The 25482-nt window shown below is 60.9% G+C and carries 19 protein-coding genes; 4 read left to right on the top strand and 15 right to left on the bottom strand.

The window, feature by feature from the left end; all coding sequences use genetic code 11:
* The 6 genes from BV106_RS17295 to BV106_RS17315 all read right to left on the bottom strand — a co-directional run.
* The coding region (locus tag BV106_RS17295; protein ID WP_265595788.1) for a phospholipase D-like domain-containing protein at positions 1 to 683 on the bottom strand (683 nt) is incomplete at its 3' end.
* Between the two features lie 142 nt (positions 684 to 825).
* Complete coding sequence (locus BV106_RS17300) at positions 826 to 2775, bottom strand: AI-2E family transporter (RefSeq protein WP_038166798.1); 1950 nt, start codon at positions 2773 to 2775, stop codon at positions 826 to 828.
* Positions 2776 to 2825: 50 nt separating this feature from the next.
* Positions 2826 to 4631 carry an SLC13 family permease gene (locus tag BV106_RS17305; protein ID WP_038166799.1) on the bottom strand — a complete coding sequence of 602 codons (1806 nt, stop codon included), beginning with the start codon at positions 4629 to 4631 and terminating at the stop codon, positions 2826 to 2828.
* A gap of 255 nt (positions 4632 to 4886) precedes the next feature.
* Positions 4887 to 5198: a hypothetical protein gene (locus BV106_RS17310; protein WP_038166800.1), complete on the bottom strand. Its 312-nt coding sequence runs from the start codon at positions 5196 to 5198 to the stop codon at positions 4887 to 4889.
* A gap of 112 nt (positions 5199 to 5310) precedes the next feature.
* A complete protein-coding gene (locus BV106_RS38620; protein ID WP_009960690.1) occupies positions 5311 to 5460 on the bottom strand; it encodes a lmo0937 family membrane protein in 150 nt (49 codons plus the stop codon).
* A gap of 392 nt (positions 5461 to 5852) precedes the next feature.
* Positions 5853 to 6161, bottom strand: coding sequence for a Dabb family protein (locus tag BV106_RS17315; protein ID WP_038166801.1), 309 nt, complete (start codon positions 6159 to 6161; stop codon positions 5853 to 5855).
* Between the two features lie 145 nt (positions 6162 to 6306).
* Here BV106_RS17315 and BV106_RS17320 point away from each other — a divergent pair, with 145 nt between their 5' ends.
* The gene (locus tag BV106_RS17320) at positions 6307 to 7548 is read left to right on the top strand and encodes a sialidase family protein (protein ID WP_038166822.1); all 1242 of its coding nucleotides are present in this window, start codon (positions 6307 to 6309) and stop codon (positions 7546 to 7548) included.
* Here BV106_RS17320 and BV106_RS35785 read toward each other — a convergent pair.
* Positions 7520 to 8095 (bottom strand): tyrosine-protein phosphatase, encoded by a 576-nt coding sequence (locus BV106_RS35785; RefSeq protein ID WP_265595789.1) that lies wholly within the window; start codon positions 8093 to 8095, stop codon positions 7520 to 7522. The two genes, BV106_RS17320 and BV106_RS35785, sit on opposite strands and share 29 nt — an antisense overlap.
* A gap of 241 nt (positions 8096 to 8336) precedes the next feature.
* Here BV106_RS35785 and BV106_RS17330 point away from each other — a divergent pair, with 241 nt between their 5' ends.
* Positions 8337 to 10418 (top strand): FAD-dependent oxidoreductase, encoded by a 2082-nt coding sequence (locus tag BV106_RS17330; protein WP_051945986.1) that lies wholly within the window; start codon positions 8337 to 8339, stop codon positions 10416 to 10418.
* 110 nt (positions 10419 to 10528) lie between these two features.
* On the opposite strand, the gene hemW is transcribed toward BV106_RS17330, so the two are convergent.
* Positions 10529 to 11644 (bottom strand): radical SAM family heme chaperone HemW, encoded by a 1116-nt coding sequence (hemW, locus tag BV106_RS17335; protein ID WP_038166802.1) that lies wholly within the window; start codon positions 11642 to 11644, stop codon positions 10529 to 10531.
* A 54-nt stretch (positions 11645 to 11698) separates the two neighbouring features.
* Here hemW and BV106_RS17340 point away from each other — a divergent pair, with 54 nt between their 5' ends.
* Complete coding sequence (locus BV106_RS17340) at positions 11699 to 12724, top strand: squalene/phytoene synthase family protein (protein ID WP_051945988.1); 1026 nt, start codon at positions 11699 to 11701, stop codon at positions 12722 to 12724.
* A 115-nt stretch (positions 12725 to 12839) separates the two neighbouring features.
* Here the strand turns inward: BV106_RS17340 and BV106_RS17345 are convergent, their stop codons facing one another.
* Positions 12840 to 13745, bottom strand: coding sequence for a PhzF family phenazine biosynthesis protein (locus BV106_RS17345; RefSeq protein WP_038166803.1), 906 nt, complete (start codon positions 13743 to 13745; stop codon positions 12840 to 12842).
* 56 nt (positions 13746 to 13801) lie between these two features.
* Here BV106_RS17345 and BV106_RS17350 point away from each other — a divergent pair, with 56 nt between their 5' ends.
* A complete protein-coding gene (locus BV106_RS17350; protein ID WP_038166804.1) occupies positions 13802 to 14707 on the top strand; it encodes a DMT family transporter in 906 nt (301 codons plus the stop codon).
* Positions 14708 to 15014: 307 nt separating this feature from the next.
* Here BV106_RS17350 and BV106_RS17355 read toward each other — a convergent pair whose 3' ends face one another.
* The 6 genes from BV106_RS17355 to BV106_RS38625 form a co-directional block, all read right to left on the bottom strand.
* Complete coding sequence (locus tag BV106_RS17355) at positions 15015 to 16589, bottom strand: NAD(P)/FAD-dependent oxidoreductase (protein WP_265595790.1); 1575 nt, start codon at positions 16587 to 16589, stop codon at positions 15015 to 15017.
* 33 nt (positions 16590 to 16622) lie between these two features.
* Complete coding sequence (locus tag BV106_RS17360; RefSeq protein WP_051945989.1) at positions 16623 to 18104, bottom strand: cation:proton antiporter; 1482 nt, start codon at positions 18102 to 18104, stop codon at positions 16623 to 16625.
* 105 nt (positions 18105 to 18209) lie between these two features.
* Positions 18210 to 19490: an NAD(P)/FAD-dependent oxidoreductase gene (locus tag BV106_RS17365; protein WP_038166807.1), complete on the bottom strand. Its 1281-nt coding sequence runs from the start codon at positions 19488 to 19490 to the stop codon at positions 18210 to 18212.
* A 165-nt stretch (positions 19491 to 19655) separates the two neighbouring features.
* Complete coding sequence (locus BV106_RS17370; RefSeq protein WP_038166808.1) at positions 19656 to 23114, bottom strand: SbcC/MukB-like Walker B domain-containing protein; 3459 nt, start codon at positions 23112 to 23114, stop codon at positions 19656 to 19658.
* Positions 23115 to 23147: 33 nt separating this feature from the next.
* A complete protein-coding gene (locus tag BV106_RS17375) occupies positions 23148 to 23843 on the bottom strand; it encodes a DUF4194 domain-containing protein (RefSeq protein ID WP_038166810.1) in 696 nt (231 codons plus the stop codon).
* 58 nt (positions 23844 to 23901) lie between these two features.
* Positions 23902 to 25383: a Wadjet anti-phage system protein JetA family protein gene (locus tag BV106_RS38625; RefSeq protein ID WP_038166812.1), complete on the bottom strand. Its 1482-nt coding sequence runs from the start codon at positions 25381 to 25383 to the stop codon at positions 23902 to 23904.
* Between the last annotated feature and the right edge of the window lie 99 nt (positions 25384 to 25482).

Raw genomic sequence — 25482 nt, forward strand, 5'->3', positions numbered from 1 at the left:
TGGAGGTCGTGCCGCAGGGCTTCATCAAAAGCGTTTTGGTGGAAGCCCGGGCGCGTGAGCAGGAGGGTGACTTCTGGGCTCACTTCGATGCGGCCCCAGGAGGATTGCCGCCGGACTTTCCAGATCTGTTTGGGCGCCTGATCGACCTGTTTCTCAAAGGCTCTGGCGAGGTGGTGCACCACCGGTCCGCGAATGCCAATGCCGCCATCTCGCCAGCCTTCGGTGATGCCGTCGCCTTCGTACTCCGGGGCGATGTTGCAGCCTCCGGTGAAGGCCGTGTCATCGTCCACGACCAGAAGCTTGCGGTGGTCGCGAAAGGACCAGAACCTGCGCCGGACGGGGTTGAACCAGACGAGTTTGCCCCCGAGGCCCTCCAGTTCTGAGAAATAATCTCCAGGCAGAGAGATGGACCCGGCGTGGTCAATGAGGACGGTAACTTGCACGCCCCGTCGGGCGGCTGCCGTCATGGCCTCACGATAGCGCGAGGCGACGTCAGAGGCGCGGTAGATGTACTGCTCCAGACGGATGCTGCTTTGCGCTCCCTCGATGGCCTGGAGCTGGGCGGCCAGCAGTTCCCGACCACTGTCCAGCCAGAGCACCTCGTGGCCATCGCTGGTCTTCAGCCAGGTGGGGAGAGGGGCTGGGGCGAGTGTTTCGGCTGGGGTAGATGCAAGGGACGGCACGGGCAGAGGACGTTTTTTTGTTGTCGGGAGACGCTACATGTACTGTACGGCCGGGAACAGGGGCACGTTTTCAAGTGATCCTTCAGTACAGGATTCACTCCCGGTACCTGAATCACTGGACAGCAAACTGGGGCGGGAAACGTCAGGGGGACAGCTGGACATCTGTCGCTTCGACAATCACATTCCGTGCCTCTTCTAGGGTGGTGGCCACCCAGGTGGCTCCGGCGTCCTTCAGGGACTTGGCCGTGGACTGTTGCCCAGGCAGGCCCCAGCGGCAGACGAGCAGTTTCAGCCCGGGAATCTTGTGATGCAGGCGGCGGCAGAGAGTTTCCGCTGCCATGATGGATCCGGGACGCATGGCGCTGATGATCATGAGGGCGGGACGGGATTCGTTGAGATTTTCTACCAGTTCCCCTATGAGGCGATCATCTGCCGAGACCTGTAGTTCGATTTGGGGCGGGAGCAGAATTTCCAGCATCTCTAGCGCGAGGGCGTCCACTTGGCCATGAAGGGCACGGGCAAAGACCGGGATGGGCGGAGGAACGGGTTCGTCGGCAGTGCTCACCTCCGCGACCGGTGTAACCGCGTCGCTGTTCTCGAGATTCTCCTCGTTCTCCTTCTTCTCTTTTTCTTCTGCTTCTGCGGCAGCGGCGGCCTCCGTTTCTCTCGCTTCATCCATCGCCTCTGCCTGACACTCCCGCAAATACTGGCTCGTGGCCTGGATGGTTTCGATCACCTCCTTCTGTTCCTCTTCATCCAGCTTGCCGAGCATCGCCTCGCGCCGCGTAAGGACCAGAGCTGGGAGGACGACCTGATCCAGCGTGGCTTCCACGCCGTTTTTCTCGAATGATTCTTGAATAGTGCTTTGGAACGCGTCTTCATCTCCCGCCACGAGGCGACGGAACGCCATGAGATGGGCTTGAGGGGGCTGTTTCTCGCCCATAAGCACATCCACCCAGGCGAGACTAGGGATGTACTTGCAAATCACAACGATGCAGACGGTGAGCGGCGTGGCGAGGACGAGCCCCAGGCCGCCCCACAGCCAAGTCCAGAAGGTGATGGCGACGAGCAGTGCGAAGTCTGAAACTCCGACGCTGTGACCGTACAAGAGGGGTTCCAATACCATGTTGGTCAGCAGTTCGAGCCCGATGATCAGACCGGCAACCATGAGGGGCTGGGTCCAGCCATCGAAGACGGCGAGGCTGAGTCCGATGGGGAGCACCGCTACGATCCACGGGCCGATATAGGGGATGAACCGGAACAAGGCCGCCAGCACACCCCAGAGCAATACGTAGGGCAAGCCAATGAAAGCCAGTCCAATGGCGAGCATGACGCCGTACAGAGAGTTCACGGTCGCCAGCATGAGCAGATAGCGGCTGATACGGCCGCCGATCTCATCCATGGCGCGGCTGGTCGTGGTGAGCCGGCTGAACCCCGCGAGGCCGACAATACGATGGCTGATGTCTTCCTGTCGCAGCAGCATGAAGATGACAAAAACGATCACCACGGCTGCCACCCCCAGGCCATTGGCGAGAAAGGCCAGCGAACCGTTCAGAATCTTGGAGGCCATGCCCCCTTCCACGGGAGGGGGAGCAGGCTGTGGGGCTGGAGTCGTTTTGTCGGGTGGTGATGGCGGCTGGTCGGCGGGCGTGGTGGAGGCAGGTGCAGAAGGGGAGACGGCCTTCTGTCGGCCCGCGCTCACATCAAGGGCGGAGGTGCTGATGTCTGCCACCATGGATCGCAACCGTGCAATGGTGCCACCCTCGCTGGCGTTTCGCACCGCGGAGACGCGCTCCTGGATGTTGTGGCGGTAGTTGGGCAGAGCATTGGCCAGATGGTGCAGTTCCTTACCGACCATCCAGAAGACACACCCCATGAGGGTGAACACCAGCATGGTCACGATCACCACACTCAGGGTGCGTGGCAGTCGGCAGCGGCAGAGCAGCTTCACCAGCGGGTTGAGCATGAAGGCCAGCAGCGCGGAGAGGGCCAGGGGCACCAGCACCTCCTGGGCAAAGTAGAGGGCGGCCACCAGCAGCAGAGCGGTGAAGAACCTCAGAAAGGCAAGATAGGAACGTTGCTGGGCATCCATGAGGGGGGTGGGAGTCGGGTTGTGGGAAAGAACCTGAAAGGAGGTGTTGCTCAGCGGGGGTGCAGGGGCCAGATGATCGGTACCATCAGGAGGGTCACGACCATGACGATGAGGGTGAGCGGGAGGCCAGCGATGAGAAAGTCCTTGAACCGGTAGCCGCCGGGGCCGTAAACCATGAGACAGGACGGCTCCAGGGGAGTGAGGAACGAACAACCTGCTGCAAAAGCGACGGTCATGGCGAAAGGGCGCGCATCCAGCCCCATCTGTGCAGCAGTCTGGATGGCGATGGGCAGTACGAGGGCGGCGGCAGCCTGGTTGGACATGGGCTGGGACAGGGCTACTGTGAAAACGAAGATTCCGGCCAGGATCCAGACCGGAGTGACGCTTCCCGCCCACCCGGCCAGCAAGCCGCCTACATAGGCATCTGCACCCGACGTGTGCAGCGCTGCTCCGACACTGAGCATGCAGGCGATGAGGATGATGGCCTTCCACTCCATCTCACGGTAGGTCTCTTCTGGAGAGGCACAGCGGGTGGCAAAGATGAGAAATGCACCGGTGAGAGCGGCCACGGGGAGGGACAGCACTTTGAAGACTCCCAGGGCAAGCACACCCACAAAGATGGCGCATGCGGCGATCGTGCGTCCCTTGGAAAAACGGGTAGTGTCTGCCTCGCCTATCAAGCGGAAGGCTCCTGTGTCCTCCAGGGCACGGAGATCGCTGGTGGACCCTTGAAGTAGCAGAAGGTCTCCGACCTGCAAGGGTACTTGGCTGATCTTGCTGAGCAGATTCTCCCCGTGCCGACGGATGCCAAGGGCAATGACCCCATACCGTTCGCGGAAACGGGCGCGCTTCAGAGTCTGGTGCAACAGAGTGGAACGAGGGAGTACCAGGGCCTCCACCACCCGGTCGTCATCTTTACCGGACCGTGGTTCGCCGTTTTCCGCAGCCGCGCCGCCCAGCTTGGCTTCAGCCTTGATCTCCAGACCGGACTGGTCCTTGACCTTGAGGATGGCGTCATGCGGGCCTTCGACGAGCAGAACGTCTCCTGACCGCAGCTTGGTATTGGCTCGTCCTGAGGTTTGATCCCCGTTTTCACGAATGACGCTGAGCACATTGAGATCATGCTGCTCACCAAAGCGAGCTTCCCTCAGCGTCTTGCCCACCAGTGGGGATTCCTTTTGCAACCGTACTTCGGTAAGGTAGTGACCCGCTCTGATGACCTCTTCCATACTGGCTTCCCGGGAGCGGGAAGGGAGCAGGCGTGGTGCGAGGAAAATCAAGTAAGGCACACCCAGCAGCACCAAAACCAGACCCACAGGGGTCATCTCGAACATGTCCAGCGGAGCCTGCCCGCTGCTCTGCATGAGTCCGGAAACCACCAAGTTTGTGGAAGTGCCAATGAGGGTCACGGACCCTGCGAGGATGGAGGCAAACGCGACCGGCAGGAGGATGCTGTGCCCGGGCACTCCCATGCGGCGTGTGACGGCGATGACCACCGGCACGAAGAGTGCCGTCACTGCCGTGTTGCTCATGAAGCTGCTCAGCGCGGTGACAGAGCCGAGCAGGAGGGAGATGAAGAGCAACTTGCGGCCCTTGGTTGCGATCTGCAACCAGCGGGCGACTCCGCTCATGACCCCGGTGCGCGCGATGGCGCTCGTCATGATGAGCAACCCCAGAATCATCATCACCGTATCACTGGCGAAGCCGGCAAAGGCCTGCTCAGGGGTGAGGATGCCCGTCATCACAAAGGCCAGCAGCAGCCCCAGGGCGACCATCTCCGCAGGGATCACCTCCACCGTGAACAATACCAGGGCCACGGCGATCAAGACGAACACAATGACGATGGCTGAGGTCATGGAAGATGGTCAGAAAGATATCGGGGGCTGCGGAACGGTTTTTTTAGATGGGCTGGAAACGCAAGCGGCAGTTCAGGCGCGGTCAGGCCGCCTGAACTGCCGCCGCCCTCCGCATGGGCTGGGGCAGGGACCCCGTTCCAGGTTCGCGGAGATCACGGTTTTCAACTGTCTGCCGAGGCGGGCTGCTGCTCTGGCCGGAGCCGTTCCTTGGGGCGAGGGGACGGCGTCTCGTGGCAGGGCGCAGCAGCATCGCAACTAGCGGGGCCGCTTGAGCGCCACAAGGAGCATGCCCAGACCGAAGGCGAGCGCCACGGATTCCACAGGGCGACGTTTCACGAAGTCCGTAACGGACTCGTAGCCGTGCGCGGCCTGGTCTTCCAACTGGCGGCCAGTGGCCTGTGCCTGGGTGGCGAATGAGCTCATGCAGTCCTTCATTTCTGAAGAGTAGCCGCTCGCTTCACTGCCCAGGGTGTTCAGCAGGTTGTTGATGTCGTGACCCACGTCGCGAAGGCTGGAGCCGATGCGTTCGAGGGAGGTTTTGGGGTGGGGCTTGGAAAAGGGGAACATGGGAATGGGTTGGGGGTTGGCGTTGTTTTTTATGGGTTGGGGGTTGGCGTTGTTTTTTTGAAGGGCTGCGCCGGGGTTTTTTCGGGGTGGCGCAGCAAGCTCGTAGAACCCGTCATATGGGGCGACGGCCCTGGATGACGCGCAATAGAACAATGACGATGGCAACCACAAGCAGGATGTGGATGAACCCGCTCAGGGTATAGGAGGTCACCAGGCCGAGCAGCCAGGCGATGATGAGGATGACGGCGATGGTGTAGAGCATGGCGTGCAGGGGTGGAGGGTTGTGGGGAAGGAAGTGGGGCTTTTTTACGAAGTACTGTTTTGCAGGGGACGTGCCATGGCAGGGGTGATGTGTGTAAGTTGTTGAGAGTGAGTGATATTTTGTTTTTTTGCGATGGGTGAAGGCAGCCCATTGACTCTGTTTTGTTGCAGATCGCCTTGAGTCGGGTTGCATTGTGCATGGAGATTGATTCCCAGTTGGCTCCTGCTCGGGGCTATGGGCTCTGTTTGTAGTTCAAACAGCTTCCAGCTTCGGTGAGGGCGCAGGGGATAATGGAAACTACATCCTCCAAGAAGATGGGCCATCCGGTCGAGACAACAAAAAAGCCGCGGTCTCGCGACCGCGGCTTTTGGAAGAGTGGAATGGGAATGCTATCAGTGCACTGGCGAACTGTCATACACCACCACGCGATCCCAGAAGGACTTGCAGGTGTTGATGAACCGCAGGTGATGTTCGCAGTCTTTCTGATAGTGATCGTGATCTTCCATGTTTTTGAAATGGAGGGTCAGGGAGTAGTTGAAGGAGTGGTCTGTCACCGGGCGCTCCTCGGTCTTGGCAGGCTTGCCAATGAAGCCGTGCACGAGGTAGGGGATCTCCTTGAGCTTGATGAGCTCCCCTTCAAAAGTGTTGCGTTGTTCCGGATTGAGGTCGGATTTGAGCCAGAAGTAAACGTTGTGCAGCATGGCGGCAGGAAGTTGGAAGGTTGATCGAACACTGTCCGATGGGGGGAATTTTGGAACAGGAGGTGGGTGGTGCAAAGCTTTTTTGCCCGGATTTGTGCCTTGAAGGAGGGAAATGAGACCACGTCGGCGTTTGGTGAAAATGCAGATGGGTCTCAAATTCCATATTCGGGCAGGGCTGGCGCTGGCAATGGGCATCGGGGCACTATGTGCGGCAGAGCCGGGCAAGCCGGTGCTGGGTGCCCCAGACTATGAGATCCGGCTGGAGACGCTCTCGACCGGCTTTGACAAGAAGACCTGCTGGGTGCACGCCCGGGCCGGCGCTCTGCCGGGGAACCCACCCAAGGTGGTGCTCACCATGCAGAAACTACTGCTGAACAGCAGCGATGTTTTTTACGAGTTGAACGACATGCGTACCGACGACCTCGGAGCGACATGGAGCGGGCCGGTCTCGCACCCGGATACGCTGGGGCGGCGGACGGAGGCCAATGGTGTGGAGGTGGTGGCGTGTGACTTCTGGCCGGCCTGGCACGCCCGCAGCGGGACGCTACTGGGGATCGGCCATACCGCCCGGTACAAGGACAACAAGGTGATGCATGAGCGTCTCCGGGAGACTTGCTACGCGGTCTATGACGAGGCGACACGCCAATGGACGCGATGGGAGACCATGGCCATGCCGGACGAGCCCCGCTTTAAGAGCGCGGGGGCGGGCTGCGTGCAGCGGGTGGATCTGCCGGACGGGGACATCCTGCTGCCGGTCTATTTCAAAAACCCGGAGGCTAAACAGACGTCAGTGACGGTGGTGCGGTGCCGGTTTGACGACAAGCGGCTCACGTATGTCGCGCACGGGACGGAGTTGACCGTTCCGTCTGATCGTGGACTGGGAGAGCCATCTCTGACCCAGTACAAGGGGCGCTACTACCTGACTATGCGTCACGACAAAGCGGGCTATGTCTCTACCAGTGACGACGGATTGAATTTCTCCCCGCCCAAGATGTGGACCTGGGATGACGGCACGGAGCTGGGGAACTACAACACCCAGCAGCATTGGGTGACGCATGACCAGGGCCTTTTCCTGGTGTACACTCGGAAGGGGGCAGACAACGATCACGTCTTCCGGCATCGGGCACCGCTCTTCATCGGGCAGGTGGATCCGGAGAAGCTCTGCGTCATCCGCAGTACAGAGCGGATCCTGGTGCCCAACCGCGGGGCGCGCCTGGGGAATTTCGGTGTGACGAAGGTAAGCGACCAGGAGACCTGGGTTACGGTGACGGAGTGGATGCAGACCAACCCGCCCAAGCCGTACGACTACACCATCCCTATGAAATACGGGTCCAACAACGCGGTCTTCGCCTCGCGCATTATCTGGGGGAGCCCGGCCGCGAAGTGAGCGGGGTGGTGGCCGTGCGGAGAATGCGACTGTTGGCAAAGTCTTCCACGAAGCGGCGTTGCTCAGCGGTCTCTGGGCCGCTGCCTGCGCTGCGTACCAGGCTGAGGGACTCATGCAAGGGAATGCCAAGCGTCAGCAAGACGCAGACGGCGGCAGTGCCAGTGCGTCCCACACCCGCAGCGCAGTGGATGAGCACGGTGCCACCTTGTCGGATGCGTTTGCCCATCTCCAGCACCATCAGATGGTAGAGCTCGGCATCCCCCGGGATGTCGAAGTCAGGCACGGGATGGCTGATGCGACGGCCGCCCCAGCGGCCCTCTGCCAGCGTGCGGGCATAGCGGGGTGACTTGGATTGGATCTCGGCTTCGCTCGTCAGGCAGACGAGCGTGACCTTGTCGTCCCCTGACTTCTGTCTCAGGGCATTCCAGGCGGCAAGTGGGCGTTCCACATCACCATCCTGATAGCCAGGCATGGAAGTAAGGAGCAGCTGACCGGCGAATGTGGCCGGCAGGGAAACGGGCCGGAAGATCATGGAAACAGGGGGCATTTCGACTTCTCAGTAAATCTCATTACGCCGCCGCGGCTGAAATGGTTCCCTTGGAATGCAGGAAAGGGCGGGCTTTCCTTCCTGGCCGATGGCTCCAAGCGGTTGGGGATTGATTCCTTCTGTCCAAAAGTCCTAACATGGGCCTTGAGAGATGGCGACATAAAGTCGGCTGACCTGTTATTTGAAGTTTCGAAATTAAAATACGCGTTTCCTCATGATGCATCAATCGCTTCGCACTTGGATGGTTTCGACCCTCATCGTGGGCCTGCCGCTGGCAGCCCAGGCTGAGGAGTATGATGTGGTGGTCTATGGCGGTACTGCAGCGGGGGTCATTGCTGCTGTGCAGGCCAAGAAGATGGGCAAGACTGCCGTGGTGGTGGGCCCGGACAAGCACCTGGGCGGCCTGTCCAGCGGTGGTCTGGGCTTCACGGACACAGGCAACAAGGCCGTCATTGGTGGTCTGTCCCGCGACTTCTACCACCGTGTCTGGATGCACTATGACAAAGAGGAGGCCTGGAAGCAGCAGAAGAAGGCCGAGTACGGCAACAAAGGCCAGGGGACACCGGCCATGGATGGTGAAAACCGCACGATGTGGATCTTCGAGCCCCATGTGGCGGAGCAGGTGTTTGAGGACTACGTCAAGGAGTTCAACATCCCTGTGCTGCGTGATGAGTGGCTGGATCGCGCCAAGGGGGTGAATAAGGAGGGCGGACGCATCACGGGCATCACCATGCTCAGCGGCAAGACCCTCACCGGGAAGATGTTCATTGATGCCACCTATGAGGGGGACCTCATGGCGGCCGCGGCGGTGGACTACCACGTGGGACGTGAGGCCAACAGCAAGTATGGTGAGACCGCGAACGGCGTGCAGACAGGCGTGCTGCATCATCGGCATCACTTCGGTGTGCTGAAGGACAAGATCAGTCCTTACGTGGTGCCAGGCGATCCCAAGAGCGGCGTGCTGCCGCGGGTCAGCGCTGAGTCTCCTGGCAAGTTCGGTGAGGAAGACAAGCGGGTGCAGGCCTACTGCTTCCGCATGTGCCTGACGGATCATCCCGACAACCGCATCCCGTTTGAAAAGCCGGAAGGCTACGATGCCAAACAGTATGAGATGCTGGTGCGCGTGTTTGATGCAGGCTGGCGGGAGACGTTCGAGAAGTTCGATCCGATCCCGAACCACAAGACGGACACGAACAACCACGGCCCCTTCAGCACGGACAACATCGGGTACAACTACGACTACCCAGACGCCTCCTATGAACGCCGCAAAGAGATCATCAAGGAGCATGAGACCTATCAGAAGGGCTGGCTCTATTTCATCGCCAATGATCCCCGGGTGCCAACCGAAGTGCGCAACGAAATGAAGCGCTGGGGTCTGCCCAAGGATGAGTTCAAAGACAACGGCAACTGGTCTCCGCAACTCTACATCCGCGAAGCCCGCCGCATGGTGGGGGCCTTCGTGATGACGGAGAACGAGCTGCGCAAGAAGAAGCCCACTCCAGACTCCGTGGGCATGGGCTCCTACACGATCGACTCCCACAATGTGCAGCGCTACATCACGCCTGAGGGCTATGTGCAAAACGAAGGTGACATTGGTGTCTCCACCAACGGACCCTACGAGATCGCTTACGGCTCTCTGGTGCCGAAGAAAGGTCAGGCAGACAACCTGCTGGTTCCCGTCTGTGTTTCTAGCACCCATATCGCCTTCGGTTCCATCCGCATGGAGCCGGTGTTCATGATCCTGGCCCAGTCTTCCGCTACTGCCGCCGTCATGGCCATTGATGCAGGAAGTGCTGTGCAGGATGTGCCTTACAAGGATCTTCGTGAGCGCCTGCTCAAGGACGGCCAGATTCTGGAAGCTCCACATCTCATCAAGACTGAGGAGAAGGGTGGCATTGATGTCTCCAAACTCAAGGGCGTGGTGGTGGATGATGCCCAGGCGGAGTTCAAGGGCAACTGGGGGGAGAGCAAGGTCGCCAAGCGTTTCATCGGCGAAGGCTATCGTCACGATGGCAACGTGAATGACGGCAACTGCACCGCCCGCTTCGAAGCGGTGCTGCCCAAGTCAGGCAACTACGAGGTGCGTCTGGCTGTGCCCCACAACACCAACCGGGCTTCCAACGCCAAGGTCAAGGTGCTCACCCCTGCCGGAGAGAAAGTGGTTTCCGTGAATCAAAAGGGCATGCCCCCGATTGACGGGCTCTTCGTCTCCCTGGGCACCTTTCAGTTCACAAAAGACGTGGCTGCCGTGGTGACCATCACGAATGAAGGGGCAGACGGCTACGTCGTGGCCGACGCCGTGCAGTGGCTTTCGAAAAATTAGGAATTAGGAATGATGAATTAGGAATGAACTTCGAGATTCGTTTCGGGTCGCCGGTGACGGAGGTCTCAGTTCATTCCTAATTTAGAATTCCTAATTCATCATTGTTGCCTCTATTCGTCCGGTAGCAGTTGTTCTGCAATTCTGTCGGACAGAGCTTTGCCGGCGCGGGTGAGGATCACCCGGTCGGCGGTGGCTGTGACAAGGCCCTCGGTGACCAGCATGGTCAGGGCTTCTGTTTGAGAGGGGGCCACGCGTTCGAGGCTCATGCCTTCGGCGGTGCGGAGTTCCAGGGCGACACGTTCGATGAGCCACTGGCGGTCGCTGAGTTCTTCGGATTCGGTGATGGCCAGACGACCTTCTTCAATCAGGCGGATGTAGCCTGCGGTGTCTGAGATGTTCTTCCATCGAACCTGCTTGACTGTGGAGCTGGCGGAAGGACCCAGGCCGAGGTAGTCGGCCCCGCGCCAGTAGGCTTGGTTGTGCACCGAGCGGTGGCCGGGGCGGGCGTAGTTGGAGATTTCGTAGTGCTCGAAGCCTGCAGCCTCGAGAATGTCCATGGTGGACTGGAAGTGATCAGCATCGCGGTCTTCATCGGTGTCCAGCACCCCGGCCTGAAGTTTGGAGAGAAACTCGGTGTCCTCTTCATACGTGAGGTTGTAGCACGACACGTGATCGGAGCCCAGTGAGAGTGTTTTCTCAAGGCCGGCATTCCAGACTTTGAGAGACTGTCCGGGAATGGAAAACATGAGATCGATGTTCAGGCTGGGGATGCCAGCGTCACGCAGGATGTGGAAGGTCTCCATCGCTTCATCGGGCGCATGATCACGGCCCAGGAGCTTCAAGGTGGGATCATCCCATGCCTGCACTCCCAGGCTGATCCGGGTGACGCCCAGTTCCTTCAACAGGCGTGCCTTGCTGGCGCTCACCGTTTTGGGATTGGCTTCCAGCGTGAACTCCTCCAAAACGGTTCCCGTGGATGCGGCAGCCTCCTTCAATCCGGTGAGCAAAGCGACCAGATGTTTCTCACTGAGCGCAGTGGGGGTGCCGCCACCCAGGAAGATGGTACGGGCTGTCACGGGCATCGTACGCTGGTGCAGCGCCAGCTCCTGGAGCACTGCCTTTACAAAGGCTCCCATATCTGTGCCACCGAGCGTGTGTTTATAGAAACTACAGTACGGGCAGATCCGATGACAGAAGGGGATGTGAAGGTAAAGATGAGACGGCAAGAGACAGAATCAGTTTTCGGATTTAAGATGGATCAAAGAGAAAATGTTCAACCAATGACTGGAGCAGAAGAACTGGGCGGGAAACTGCTGGAGGGCGTGTCCCGATCCTTTTATCTCACGCTCAAGGCACTGCCGCAAGGATTGCGAGAGCCGCTTTCCCTGGCGTACCTGCTGGCGAGGGCTGCTGACACCATGGCGGATACGATCCAGGTGCCAGATGCGGTACGATTGACTTGTCTGGCCGAGTTCGAGCGGCGGGTGCGACTGCCCCTAAGGGATCCCATTGCCGAGGGGGTGCTGGTGGCCCGGCTGATGGTGGACTTTGTTCCGCATCAGGAGGATGCGCATGAGGCGCGTCTCCTGGAGCGTCTCCAGGAGGCGCTTGACGTTTTCCATGCTTCGTCCGAAAGCCAGAAGGCGGCGATGGTGGGAGTGTTGGGGCCCATCATTCAGGGACAGATGCTGGATATTCAACGTTTTCCCGGAGATGGGAATCTGCGCGCACTGGCCACCCGTCAGGATCTCGACGACTACACTTATCTGGTGGCAGGTTGCGTGGGTGAGTTCTGGACCCGCCTGTGTGCGACGGAGGCGGAAGGCTCCTTCAATGATGGGGTGAGCCTGGATGAGATGGTGGCGCGTGGCATCCGGTATGGCAAGGGGCTGCAACTGGTGAACATCTTGCGCGATCCCGGCAAGGATCTCAAACTGGGGCGGTGCTACATTCCAGAGGAAGCGCTCCAGACCGCCGGATTGGGCGTGGCGGACATCCAGGCCGATCCGGCGAAACTCATGCCATTGCTGACACCTTGGAAGAAGCTTTGTCTCGAGCATCTACAAGAAGGCATACGCTACCTGGATGAGGTGAAGAACAAGCGGCTGCTCTATGCGACGGCATTGCCCTTGCTGTTGGGGATCAAGACGCTGGCATTGATAGAAGCTGCGGACTGGCGCTCGCTGGAAGCAGGGGTGAAAGTCTCTCGCGGGGAGGTTAGCAAAGTGCTGCTGGAGGCCGGTGTGGCGGTGCTGCGCAAGGGAGGGATGAGAAAGCTGGCTGAGCGATATCTCGGTGGCCGGTGAATCAGTAATCCAGTGATTCGGTAGTTGAGTGATTCAGTGGTCCGGTTGCTGAAGAGCCAGGTCGAAGAAAGAGGGTTGTTTCCTTGGTGCCCGGGCATGGTGCCACTTGCTCGTCTTAGATGCGGATAGTGCCTTCGACGCAGGTGACGGATTGTCCACCGATATGGATAGAGCCATTCGGCGTGTATTGGACCTTGATCTGCCCGGCGCGTCCGACCTTGATGCCTTGAGTGGCGCTGTAGCCACTCGCGTGAGAGGCGGTAAGTCCATGGTGGAGCAGAGCGGCGGCCACGCTGCCATTGCCGCTGCCGCAGACGGGATCTTCGTTCACTCCATGCGATGGGGCGAAGGATCTTACCTCGTAAGTGGCAGCATGATCAGAGGGGTGAGGACCAAAGATCGTGACGCCAGAAGCCCCGAGCGCGCGGTCAAATTTGGCCATGCTGGCGAAGTCGGGCTCAACGGCGAGGACAGCCTCTGCGCTCTCGATCTGCACGATGGTCCAGCGCGGGCCCACATCGGTGAGGGTCACCGGGAAGGATCGTTTGATGGGCGCACCGAGAATGGCCTCCAGCTCATCGACCTGAGAGTCATCAAGCAGGTTGAACTTGGCCCTGGGCAACTGGAAAGCGATTTGGGGTGGACCACCTGGGGAGGGACTCACGGTGAGTTCAATTAAGCCAGCGGCGCATTCCTGCACGAGACGGCTTGAGGACGCTTGGATGAGGCCGGACTCCAGCAAGGCATGAGCGGTGCCAAGTGTCGGATGTCCCGCGAAGGGAAGCTCGTCTTGGGGTGTGAAGATGCGCACTCGATAGTTCGCCTTGGGATCCTGGGGAGGCAGGACGAAGGTGGTCTCAGAGAGATTCGTCCAGTTGGCGATCTGCTGCATCTGGCGGGTGTCCAAGCCGGCGGCATCCAGGATGACCGCTACTGGGTTACCCAAGTACGGGTGGGCGGTGAAGACGTCCACCTGCTTGAAGGGGACTGCTCTGGGGGCGTGCGGCTCGTTGCTTGACATATTGATTCCCATACGTCCGTGAGGAACGTAAGGAAGTTTCGCCAGACTCGCCAAGAATGAATCCTCCCAGTGCCCTCCCGATTCGCAAGCCCCTCGATGGCTTCAGTTACATGGTGATGATGGGGCTGTGTTTGATCTGGGGATTGCAGCAAGTGGCCATCAAGGCTTCCGCCTCTGAAATGACGCCCATGCTCCAGGTTGGGTTGCGCTCTCTCTTTGCGGCGTTGCTCGTGGCAGGGACGATGGTGTGGCGCGGTGAGAGTTTATCTGTCCGCGATGGCACGGCGGGATCTGGAGTGTGGGTGGGACTGCTCTTCGGAGCGGAGTTTGTGCTGGTGGCTCTGGGGTTGAATTTCACCACGGCCGGGCACATGGCGGTATTTCTGTACACGGCACCTGTCTTTGCCGCGTTGGGATTGCATTTTACGGTGAAGGAGGAGCGCCTCAACCGCCGTCAGTGGAGTGGAGTGGGGCTGGCCTTCGCTGGCATTGTGGCCGCCTTCTCCGGCAGCCTCTTCGCCCCGGGCGGGAAGGATTTGCTCATTGGAGATGCGCTGGGCATTCTCGCGGGAATGGCGTGGGCGGCCACGACCATTGTGATCCGGGGAAGTCGTCTGTCTGAGGCACCCGCGAGCAAGACCTTGCTGTATCAACTGGTGGGCGCCGCCGTGCTGGCGGTGTCATTTGGCTGGTGGCGGGGCGACTTTCAGAAGGTGATGCTCACGCCGTTTCTGTGGTCTAACTTGGTGTTCCAGACAGTGATTGTGGCCTTTGGAAGCTATCTGTTCTGGTTCTGGTTGTTGAGGAGATACTTGGCCTCGCGGTTGTCGGTGTTTTCGTTCCTGACTCCCTTGTTTGGGATCACGTTTGGAGTGTTGTTGCTGAAAGAGCCGCTGCACCCTCAGTTTGTCGTCGGGGCGCTGTTGGTGCTGGCGGGGATTGCGGTGGTGAACCGACGCTGAATGGGGAGGCTTCGGCGACCGAACCGTCTTCTATTGCGGTTTTTCGACTTGGCCCGTCGCACCTCGCGGCAGCGTCTTGGAGTACGGTGGCTCGACACCGTTTTCTAGCCGTGGGGGATGTTGCCGAGTTTGCCGTTTCAGCGAAGCCCATCGTGCGAGCCGTTTCACCCAGCGTCTGCATGTCCACGGTTTCGTCCGCTTTCTCGGCTGGCTAAAGCGGTGTCAAGCCACCGACACTCCAAGACGCTTCGCGTGTTTGGATGCCGGTGGGCACTGATATGCGATAAGGCCTATGATCCTCGCTGGACTATGCCGCAGGCGCGGCCTTGGTGGCCGAGGCCTTCTCCAGCAGTGGCGGGCCTTCATCGGGCTCGAGCCAGCTGCGCCAGCCTTCTTTGATCTCCAGCCAGGCCCATTCTGCGAGAAGCGGGAACAAGCGCAGGGTGTCGCTGCGCTTGAGCATGAAGCCGGGGATGAGGCAGCGGTTGGCTTTGTTGGTACGGCCAAGGGTGCCGACGCGGCGACGACGGCGGGCGATCTTGGCGAACCGACGGTTGTACGTGCTCATCAGCTTGGAGAAGATCACGCCGCTGGGCGGGGAGAAGGGAGGAGCATACAGGGCCGTTTCCCCGTGATTGTAGGGAGCCTCGACCACGCCCCAGTAGTAGAGACCAAGATCGAGACGGAACGCGAGGCTCATGAGGTCGAACTCGCCCATGTACTCGTACTTGTCCTTGTACAGGGAGTTGAACCAGCGGCGGTGGCAGACGCTGAAGTCGCGGTTGTACTTCACCACCAGTTCGGTCATGGGCTTGCCATTGCGCTGCTGGGTGATGAGGTTGGCGGCACTGCTGGTGGTGAAGGAAATCCAGTCCATGCCCGGGCTGTAGAACGGGTCCATGAACGCGGCGGCATCTCCCACCAGCACAAAGCCGTCACCGGCAAAGGTGGTGCTGTAGTAAGCCAGGTTGCGCCGCCAGTGGACGTCTTCCTCGTCGTACTCAGCGTCCGCCAGGATCTCGGCAGCTACCGGGTGTTTCATGAGGAAGGTCTTAAGCCGATCGGCGACTTTGCCCCCCTCTTGGGGGAAATCGACGATGCGCTGGTCAAACACCACGCCCACGCTCACGGAGCCGCCTTTGAGGGGGATCCACCAACTCCACCAGCCGTCGCCAATGATGTGGTTGGTGGCGGTGTTGCGGATGCCATACACGGCACGGGACCACTCGGGGTATTTCACCGCCAGTTCGCGGGAGTCCCAGTCTTTGACATTGGTCCAGCGGGACCAGGCTGCGGCCGTGGGGTGCTCGGTGTTGCTGCGCCACCAGCCGTTCTTACGGGCCAGCACGGCGGCCAGCCCGGAGGCATCGACAATCCAGCGGGTGCTGATGGTGCGCTTCTGGCCCTGGTGGCTGACGTCCAGCGACTGCATGCCGCCGTCGTTCAGGACCACGTTGGAGACTGTGGCAGGGCGGATGATCTCGGCCCCGGCCAGACCGGCCCGGCGCAGGACTTCCTCATCAAAAGTGGAGCGGTCGAGCTGGTAGGAGGCAATGCGGGAGAGGTACTTGGCCCCCAGTTCGCTGGCTTGGGAGAGGTTCTCAACCTCGTCATTCTTGAACCAGAAGCGCAGGCCTTGCTTTACCAGCTGGTTCTCGTTGAGATATTGCGTGAGCCCGAGCACGCGCCCCATGAAGAAGGCGCTGATCTCAACAGTGGCTTCACCAACGCGCCGACCCAGTTTTTCTGACTTTTCTACAATGAGGAGGCGGACACCGGGATTGTGCCGGAGGATCAGCGTGGCAGTGGCGGCGCCGGAGAGGGCGCCGCCGATCACAACGACATCGTAGGTGGAGTCAGAAGAGGGGGGCTCGACTTGCATGGTCTTTTTCATGCCACAGCCAACCCGTTTTGTCTACGTCCGGGCGGGATGAGGCTGACCTTCTGGTTCTGGGGACTTCTGGGCGCCGAACCAGGTGAGAAGCGGGCCGGTGAGGGCGGTGGTGGCGAGGGCCATGATCACCAGCATGGTGAAGATGCGGGGGGAGAGGATGCCCAGATCGTAGCCGATGTTCAGCGCGATGAGCTCCATGAGGCCGCGTGTGTTCATGAGGGCCCCCAGCTGCAGGGAGTCCCGCCAGCCCATCCCAGTGAGGCGGGCGGTCACGGCCGTGCCACCCAGCTTGCCCAGGGATGCCACAGCGATGATGATCAGGCACATGGCCCAGCCGGAGAGATCATTGAGCAGGGCGATCTGGGTGCGCAGTCCGGTGAAGGCGAAGAACAGCGGAAGGAGCAGCACGGAGCTGAAGTTCTCGATACGGATGTTCAGCTTATTGCGGAATCCATGCAGGTCTGGCATGATGGCCCCGGCGAGGAAGGCCCCGAAGAGGGCGTGAATGCCAATGACCTCTGTGCAAAGGGCAGAGGCGACCACGACGCAGATCACGGTGGCCATCACTCCCTTGGACGGATTCTCTGCCTGCAGGCGTTTCTCACCCAGCCACTTGGGCAGACCGGGACGCACAATGGCGAGCATGACAAGCATGAAGGCACCGATGAGCAGCAGGTTCAGCGCAGAGCCGCCGAGGCTGGTGGAGCGGGCGATGGCAACGACAAAGGCGAGGATGCTCCAGGCGGTCACATCATCCACTGCCGCGCAGGTGATGGCGGTGCTGCCGAGGAAGGACTTCGTCATGCCGCGCTCCTGCAAAATGCGGGCCAGCACGGGGAAGGCGGTGATGCTCATGGAGATGCCCATGAACAGCGCAAAGGCGATGAATGAGGCACCGGGAGCCGCCATGCTGGTATAGAGGAAATAGGCAAGCACCACTCCCAGCAAGTAGGGGAAAACGATGCTCGCATGACTCACGACGACCGCGGTGTGAGCCTTGTTGCGCACATGGGCGACGTTTAGATCCATGCCCACTGAGAACATGAAGAGACACACACCGACCTGGCTGAGCAGCTTGATGGTGTTGAGAGAATTAGCCGGGAAGACAAACTGGAAGAGGTCTGGAGTGAGCAGACCAAAGAGGGAGGGCCCAAGCAGAATGCCCGCGGCCATCTCACCCACCACTGAAGGTTGTCCCATGAAGGTGAACAGCTTCCCTACGATCCTGGAGATGGCGATGATCACCACCAGCTGGAGGAAGAGCTGGCTGAGCGGGTGCTTGAAGTTCTCCTTCAGATTCGCCACCATGGCCTCTCCAGCCGATAGCGAGACCGCAACGGCGGCGGCCGGATGGGCTGCTGCTACTGCGGCGGGAGCGACTGATCCTGCAGGGCCGCTGATTGGAGCCGGGGCGGGTAGATCTGCTCCTGCGTGAATCACCGCAAAGATGGCGGCCGTGACAATCGTCAGGATCAGGACATAAATCACGGTGATGCGATTCATGGGAAGGGAGAGTAGGAGGGGAGTGGAGAGAGATTGAATGAAGAAGCGCGAAAAAAGGCCCGCCTCCTCTATTGGAAAAGGCGGGCCCCGAATTCGTCAAAATGATCAGGATGCGGCGGCCAGTTCCGGCGATCTGACCTCGGGTTCGCCGAGGGGGAGGTCGTCCGGCAGGGGTACCAGCTCGCGGATCTGATCCCAGAGGACGCTGTAGTCCTTGTTTACATCGCCGCTCAGACAGTCGGTTACGGAACCCTGGGCATCCGGGTGATTGCGGATGAGCTTGCCGAAGCTGAAGTTGGGATCGTAGAAGGCATACACGAGCTTGCGCATGTTCTCCACACCCTGGCGCAGCTCTTGCGAATACTTGAGGAATCGTCCGGGGCTGAGGTCATTTTCCTTGAGGCCCTTGCTGACTTCCTCTCCTGCAAGGACGCCGCTCTTCATGGCGAACATGAGGCCGCTGCTGAACACGGGATCGAGGAAAGCAAAGGCGTCACCCACGAGGAGGAGACCGTCGCTGCCGCAATGCTTGGCGTGGTGCGTGTATTCGCTGGTGATGTAGTACTGTCCGACCTGCTGGCCGTGGGACAGGGATTCCTTCACCCACAGGTTTTCCTCCACTTCACGCTTGAAGATCCCTTCAGGGTCCTTAATGCCGTCGCGGGAGAGGTATTTGCCCTCCGCCACCACGCCTACGCTGACCATGTCATCATGCTGGGGGATGTGCCAGAACCAGCCTTTGTCCTTCACAAACGCGACGGTGGTCTGCCCTTCATCGATGCCGGGTTCACGACGGGAGCCTTTGTAGTAGGTCCAGACGGCCACCTTGTTCAGGTAGGGGTCACGCACCTTCCAGCCGTTGCGCACGGTGGTGAAGGCTTCCTTGCCTGTGCAGTCCAGCGTGATGCGGGCGTAGTAGTCAGTGATCGTACCGTCATGGCTCTGGGCACGCACACCAATGACTTTCAGATCTCCGTCACGCAGCAGTTCGAGGACTTTGGTCTGCTCCTTCACCTCCACGCCCTTCTCACGGGAGTTGTCGAGGAGGATCTGGTCGAACTCCGAGCGCAGCACCTGCCAGGTGGAGGCCACGGTGTCCTTGTCATAGCGGTTGAAGAAGTAGAACGGCTGGCTGGTGCGGCCATGAGGGGGCACGAAGCAGACGCTGTACTTGTTCACAAAGTGGGACTTCTTCATGCGCTCCACCAGCCCCAGACGCTCCAGCGGGAAGTAGGTGAAGGGAATGAGGGACTCGCCAATGTGGTAGCGGGGGAACTTCTCCCGCTCCAGAAGAAGCACCTTGTGACCTTCCTCCGCCAGAATGGCTGATGAACTGGAACCTGCCGGACCGCCGCCAATGACAATGACATCGTATGCGCTGCTCATGCCTCATTGTGGAGGAGGTCTTTTAATGCCGGAAATGATATTTTGGCATGGGTGTTATGCCGGGTTGATATGAAGGGTCAAGGGGTAAGGGAAGAGGGATAAGCAGGGCTCCGAGCGCGTTTAGGGGCCTGAACCAAGCACCAGGAACTAAGAATCAAGAACTTTTTAGGCCTTATGCTTCTCCATCCACTCCTTGCCTTCTGGGGTGTCGCTGAAGAGGATGCTGGGGACGTTGCGGATGCCGCTGCGATTCCCTGAGCGTTCTTCGCGCTTGGTGATGACAATGAGCTCGTCACAGAGGCTGAAGGCGTAGGGGATGTTGCCGCTGGACATCGAGAACACGCCCTGGAGGTCGAGTTCGCCGATGGCCCCGATACAGTCCTGAATGCGCTCGCCGGAGAGCTTGGAGAAGGCTTCGTCGATGGGGACGAGGGCGAGGGAGGGCTCCTTCCAGCGGGTCTCATGCCGGTTGTAGGCATGGAGGTAGCTCGCCAGGATGGCGACGAAGTAGGGGCTCTGGTTCTCGCCCCCGCTCATCTTGCGGCCCTGCTTGTCCACATCGATGGGCGGGGCATCCGGGTTGTGGATGTCCGTGACCTGTAGCTTGTAGTCGTAGTACTGGCGGTAGTCCAGGAGGCGGGCGGCCTCGGGAGTGTTGGCGTTGTGGACGAGGGTATGGAGGAAGGCGTCCAGCGCCTGGCGGAGCTCGCCGCCGATGCTGTTGTAGAACAGACCGTCCTCCTGGTGAAGCGCGTTGAGGTCGATGAGTTCGCGGTAAAACTTGAAGTCCGGGTTGGGCTCGCGTCGGATCTTGTAGAGGTCGCGTCCGATGGGGCGCTTGAGCTGCTTGTTGAGGAGGAAAATGATGTCTTCGACGCGCTTGAGCGCGCGCTGCATGCGGCTGAGGACCTGGGTGCGGAAGAGCGTTTCCCAGCGGGCTTTTTCAGACTGGGCCTTCTTTTCGTACTCGATGATGCTGGCGCCTTCGATGCGGGCGAGGACCCGCTCATACGGTGCGGCGGTCCGGCCGTCTTCGGGCAGGTCGTCGAACTTGGGCTGGAAGGTCTTCTTGAATTCCGTCATGGCCTGCTTGAGGTCACCTTCCGAACGGATGGCCTCCTCACTGGCGGCGGCGCGGGCTTTTTCGAACTCGCGGGCCATGACGTCCGATACCATGTACCGGTTGCGCATCTCCTCGCGCCAGGTGCGAAGGCGTTCCAAGTGCAAGGAAATATCCACCTGCATCTTGGTGCGGGTGAAGGCCTCCAGGCTTTCATTGAGCTCCTGGCGACGCTTGTCCAGCATCTTCTCCGTCTGCTCAATCTCGCGGTGGCTGCCTTTGCCGACGATGTCGAGCTTCTCGCTATTCCACGCACGGATGCGGGGCTGCCATTCCTCCGCCTGCTCGGCGATGGAGGAGTACGCGGAGGTGTCCAGATCGGCGAGGGTGCGACGGGCTTTGTCCAGGTTGGACTCCATCTCGGGCAGCGTCTCGAGCTTGCTGAGATCCTGCACCATGCTGTTGTGATCCGGGATCATCTGGGGCAGGAGGTTGATGGAATCCTGCACCGCGCGCTCGATGGGCTCCAGCCGGCGGATCTGGGCCTCCACTTCCTTCAACTGGCTGGCCTTGATATCGCGTTGGCGTTGCAGACCGCGCTGACCGATGAAGGGCAGACCGTCGTAGTGACGGGCGCGGCGGGCCTGGGCATCGCGCAGGGTCAGGCCGTCTGGCAGGATGGCGGCGGAGTGCTTCTCCAGTTCTGCCAGCGTCTCCACGCAGATCATGCCGCCAAAGAGGTGGTCCAGCATGGCGCGAGCCACGGCGTCGCTGGTCTCTATCTTCTCAGCGAGGGAGCCCGGCAGGACCTCGCGTGACAGGGCCAGCGCACGACGGGGGTGAATGAGGGACTCGGCCGCTGCGAGCACGCTCTGGGAGGCGGGCTTGAGTTCGTGGTAAATCTTCAGTGCGTCCTCGTAGTGCTGCTCGGGCACCACGATGGAGAACTTGTCGGTGAAGGCCACTTCCAGCGCTTCGCGCCAGCGTTCGTCCGTCACTTCACAAAGGTCACGCAGAGCCCGAGCGGTGGGCTCGCCGGGGAGGCGGGGGAGCCGCTCATTGAGCGTGTGCAGCAGCGGCTGTGGGATCGGCGGCAGGCCGGAACGCAGGGCGGTGAGCTGCTGGCTGAGCTCTTCCTCATGACGACGCAGGGTCTGGAGCTTCTGCGTCTCGTTGCTGACGGAGCGGCGCAGGTCCTGGCAGAGTTGCTCCGCGGCGGCGCGCACGGCGGAGAGGGCATTGAACGTCGCGTGGGCTTCGCAATCATCCAGGGTACGGATGGCCTTTTCCATGGCACGGCCATCCAAGGGGGCCACGATGGAGGCGGCTCGCATCTTCTCCAGCCACTCGCGGGCGTTGTCCACGCGGCGGCGCAGGCGGTCTTCTACTCGCGCTTGCAGGCTACTGAGGCTTTCTACACGGCCTTCCAGCTCTTTGACCTGGGCGCTGAGCTGGCCGTAGAGCCGGCCTTCGGAGGTCTCATTCAGCACGGCCAGCAGACGCTCACGCTCGGCAGTGGCTTGCTGGATCTGGCGGTCCAGTTCGTCCAACTGGGCCTGTTCCGCAGCATGGGCCACCTTCAGATCTGCCAGTCGCTTTTCGCCGCTCTCCACCAGTTGCTTGGCGTGCTCATGAGAGAGCTCGCCATGAAGATAGCGGGCCACATCGCGATCACGGATGGAGGACTCGAGTTTCTGAGAGAGATCACGGATGCGCTGCAACCGCTCCAACTGGGCGCGGAGGGATTTGAGCTCCTGCTCATAGGATTGGAAATCGCGATAGCTGGCGGTGACATCCTCCACAGGCACCGACTCCCCAGGGAGCACGAAGCGACGGCAGAAGTCGTCGAAGCTCTTGAGGTTGGTGAAGGACATCGCGCTGGGCAGCAGGCGGTCCAGCACCTCCCGGTTGAAGTTGAGGTGCTCCGGGTTGCTCATGTCCCGCAGATACTCGCGGGAGGAGGAGAAGGTGCGCCCGGCGCGAGCGTCGATGAGCGCGCGAAAGGCGGGCAGCTCGCTGGGGCGCTTCTTGCCATCCAGCCAGGCGGTGAGGAAATCGGCCCGCTCCAGACTGCCTTTGCAGAAGAAGGGGGTGATCTGGCCGTCGTTCTCGCTGGCGTTGCGGAACTCGATGCGGAGGCCCCAGGTTTCGATGCGCTGGCCGCCGGGCCAGGTGAACTCCAGCGCCACGTAGGTGGTGGCCCCTTTGTCACGATAGTAGGTGGGCTGGCCGTTTTCCTCCCGCTTGGTATCGAGCAGGCAGTAGCCTTTGAGTGTGCGATCACTCTGGGTGCCGGTGGCACTGCGGTTGAAGTGATGGCGGGCCTTCTCCGGGCCTACCAGCACGAGCATGACCAGGTCCATGAGGATGGACTTGCCGGATCCGGTGAGGCCGGCGAGCACGAGGTTTCCTTTAACCGCCAGGCTGTCCTGGTAACCATACCAGTTCAGCGCGTGGATGCGCGTGAGCTGGATGGCGCGGCTGGTGCGGGAGTTGGAGCCGGGCAGGGAGGCTCCGGAAAAGTCCGGGTCATCCACGGCAGTGTCTCCAGGGGCGGCGGGCATGGGAAAGGGAGGGGAAGGGGGACGAAAAGTGATTTACGCCGGGAAGTCTTCTTCCTCGGCCTGCAGAGAACCGGCGGCGGGAGTTCCTGCTGCGCCTTCGAGATCGGTTGTTTCCTCTTTCTTGAAGACCGCCGCGCTACGGGTCCAGTCTGCCAGGTCCTGGAAGGGGACGACGCGGCGGATGGCGGGCAGGACCTCGATGCCGGAGTCTTCAAAGGGCTCGGCCAGCGTGAACCGGATGAGATTGAACCGGGCGGCCTGACGCAGGATCTCCCGCATGCGGGTGCGAGTGGGCAGGCTGGCGAGGTCGGGCAGGAGCTGGTCCTTGAGCAGGGAATTGAGCTCGCTCACACTGATCAGGGCTTGTGTCTGGCCTTCATCCCGCCAGCGCACGTCCCCAGCATACCAGAGGGCCAGCCAGATCAACGTCGCGTCCTGACGAAGCCGAAGCTGCAGGCTGGCGATGCGCGGCAGGGCCTGGACCATGCGTTCCTCATGCAGCAGGGCGACATCCAGTCCCAAGAGAGTGGCGGTCTCCCTCAGCCATTCGAAGTTCTGCCGACACCAATGATAGAGCGCCGACTGGCCGGCCTCAAGCCCGAGGATGGACCCATGCGTGAGCAACTCCTGCAAAGCATCTCCGAGCTGGGCACGATCCGCCTCCGGCAGCCGCAGGAGAGTCTCCGGCGGCTGGTCCACATGGAGGAAGTCAGGATCGTGGGTGGGCATGGGGAGAGAGGGAAAAGGGAAGAGGGGTAAGGGAGAAGGGCTGATTTGGCGCTGCTCGTTATTTTTTGATGAGCTTGAAGCGTTCGACTCTACCGCCGGGGAAGGGATCGAGGGTGGGGGATTCTGTTTCCTCGATCTGGCGGTCGGTTTCGAGGCGGTAGCGGGCGTCGGGAGACTCTGCGTGGAGGATGAGGGCGAGGAGGTCGGCGGTGCTGCGGGACTCCTCCCAAGGCAGGTCGGCGCTGGAGATGGCCGAGCCCTTGCCGCCAGGCATGTCGGCGACAAAAGCGTTGGCCCGGCGGACGGAGAGGGATTCCTTGAGCGCGCGCTCCATGTCCCGCAGGCCAGCATCGCGGTCCTCGTCGGAGAGTTCCTCGTCCGCCATGGCTTCCTGTTCCTGGGCAGTGCGGCGCTGAGGAGGCTCGTACAAGGAGTCGCGTCCGGCGGGGATCTGGGCTTCGGGCATGCGGCACGGGGGCAGCTCGGGTTCGAGCTCCCAATTGCCGGTGAACCGACGGCCTTTGAGCATGCGATTGACCTGCTCAAAGAACTCCCGCATTTCGCCGCGACGCTCACCGGTGACTTCCTGCAGATAGCGGAAGCGGGCCAGGGAGCGTCTGGTGAAGTCAGCGGTGCGGCGGTCGATCTCGTCCGCCATGGGCAACACCATTTCCAACAGGCGGGAGAGTTCGTCCAGGGTGTTGCGCACCTTGGCCCGGGCAGTCTCCGCACTCATGCCGTCGTGGCGGCGCAGATACTCCGTCTGCATGGCTGCCATGGTGTCGAAGGAGTCCATCAGGCGCTCGCCAATACGGCGGACCGCATCCGGCAGACGCGTGGGCAGGCGGGCGCGGACCAGCTCGGCGTAGCAGGTGTGGGCCACCTCCTCGGCGTATCGGTCGAAGACCATCTCCAGGTTGCCCTTCAGGGTGTCTTCCTCAAGCTGCCTGCGAGTGAGGCGCTGCACGGATTTCTGCATGGTGCGCAGCTCATTGAGACCCTGCCGCGCGTAGCTGAGGCAGTTCTCCACCGTCTGCCAGGGGCGCTCGATGATCTCCACTTCGTTGAAAAGGAGAGCGCAGACAGCCAGCAGTTTGTCCGTGAAGACGGCAGCGTCCGGGAAGGCGATCTTCCGCAGGGCCATCATCATGGTGGAACTGTGAGCGTCGAAGTACACCCGACGCTGCCAGTCCCGGCGAGGGGGCTCCTCCAACCAGCGGCAGCGGACGAGGTGGTCCAGGACTTGGCGGGCCTTTTCCCGGGCGGTCAGGCTGATCGCCTCCAGATCTTCGAGCGACGCGGCCGGGGCAGGCTCGCCTTCTGGTGTGAGTGTATCCGGCTGAAATTCAGGGTGATCGGTCAGGATTTCGGCGATCATGGCGATCGCCTCCTCCCGGGCGAGCCCGTCTGGGCGCTCCTCAGATTCCCGGTCTAACGCCTCCAGCACGTCCACATACACCATCGCATTCTTCCCGCTCAAGACGCGGAAGAACGCCAGATCGCGGATTTCGCGAAGCAGGCTTTCAGAGAAGGGCAGCATGGTGGGGAGGAGAGAGGGGCGGGACAGGAAGGGAACACTTGGGCAGGGAGGGGGTCAAGTGCGGGTGAGGGGGAAGTCGGTGCGTAAGGGGCGGCGGCG

The organism is Verrucomicrobium sp. BvORR106, from assembly GCF_000739655.1.
Taxonomy (GTDB): Bacteria; Verrucomicrobiota; Verrucomicrobiia; order Verrucomicrobiales; family Verrucomicrobiaceae; genus Verrucomicrobium.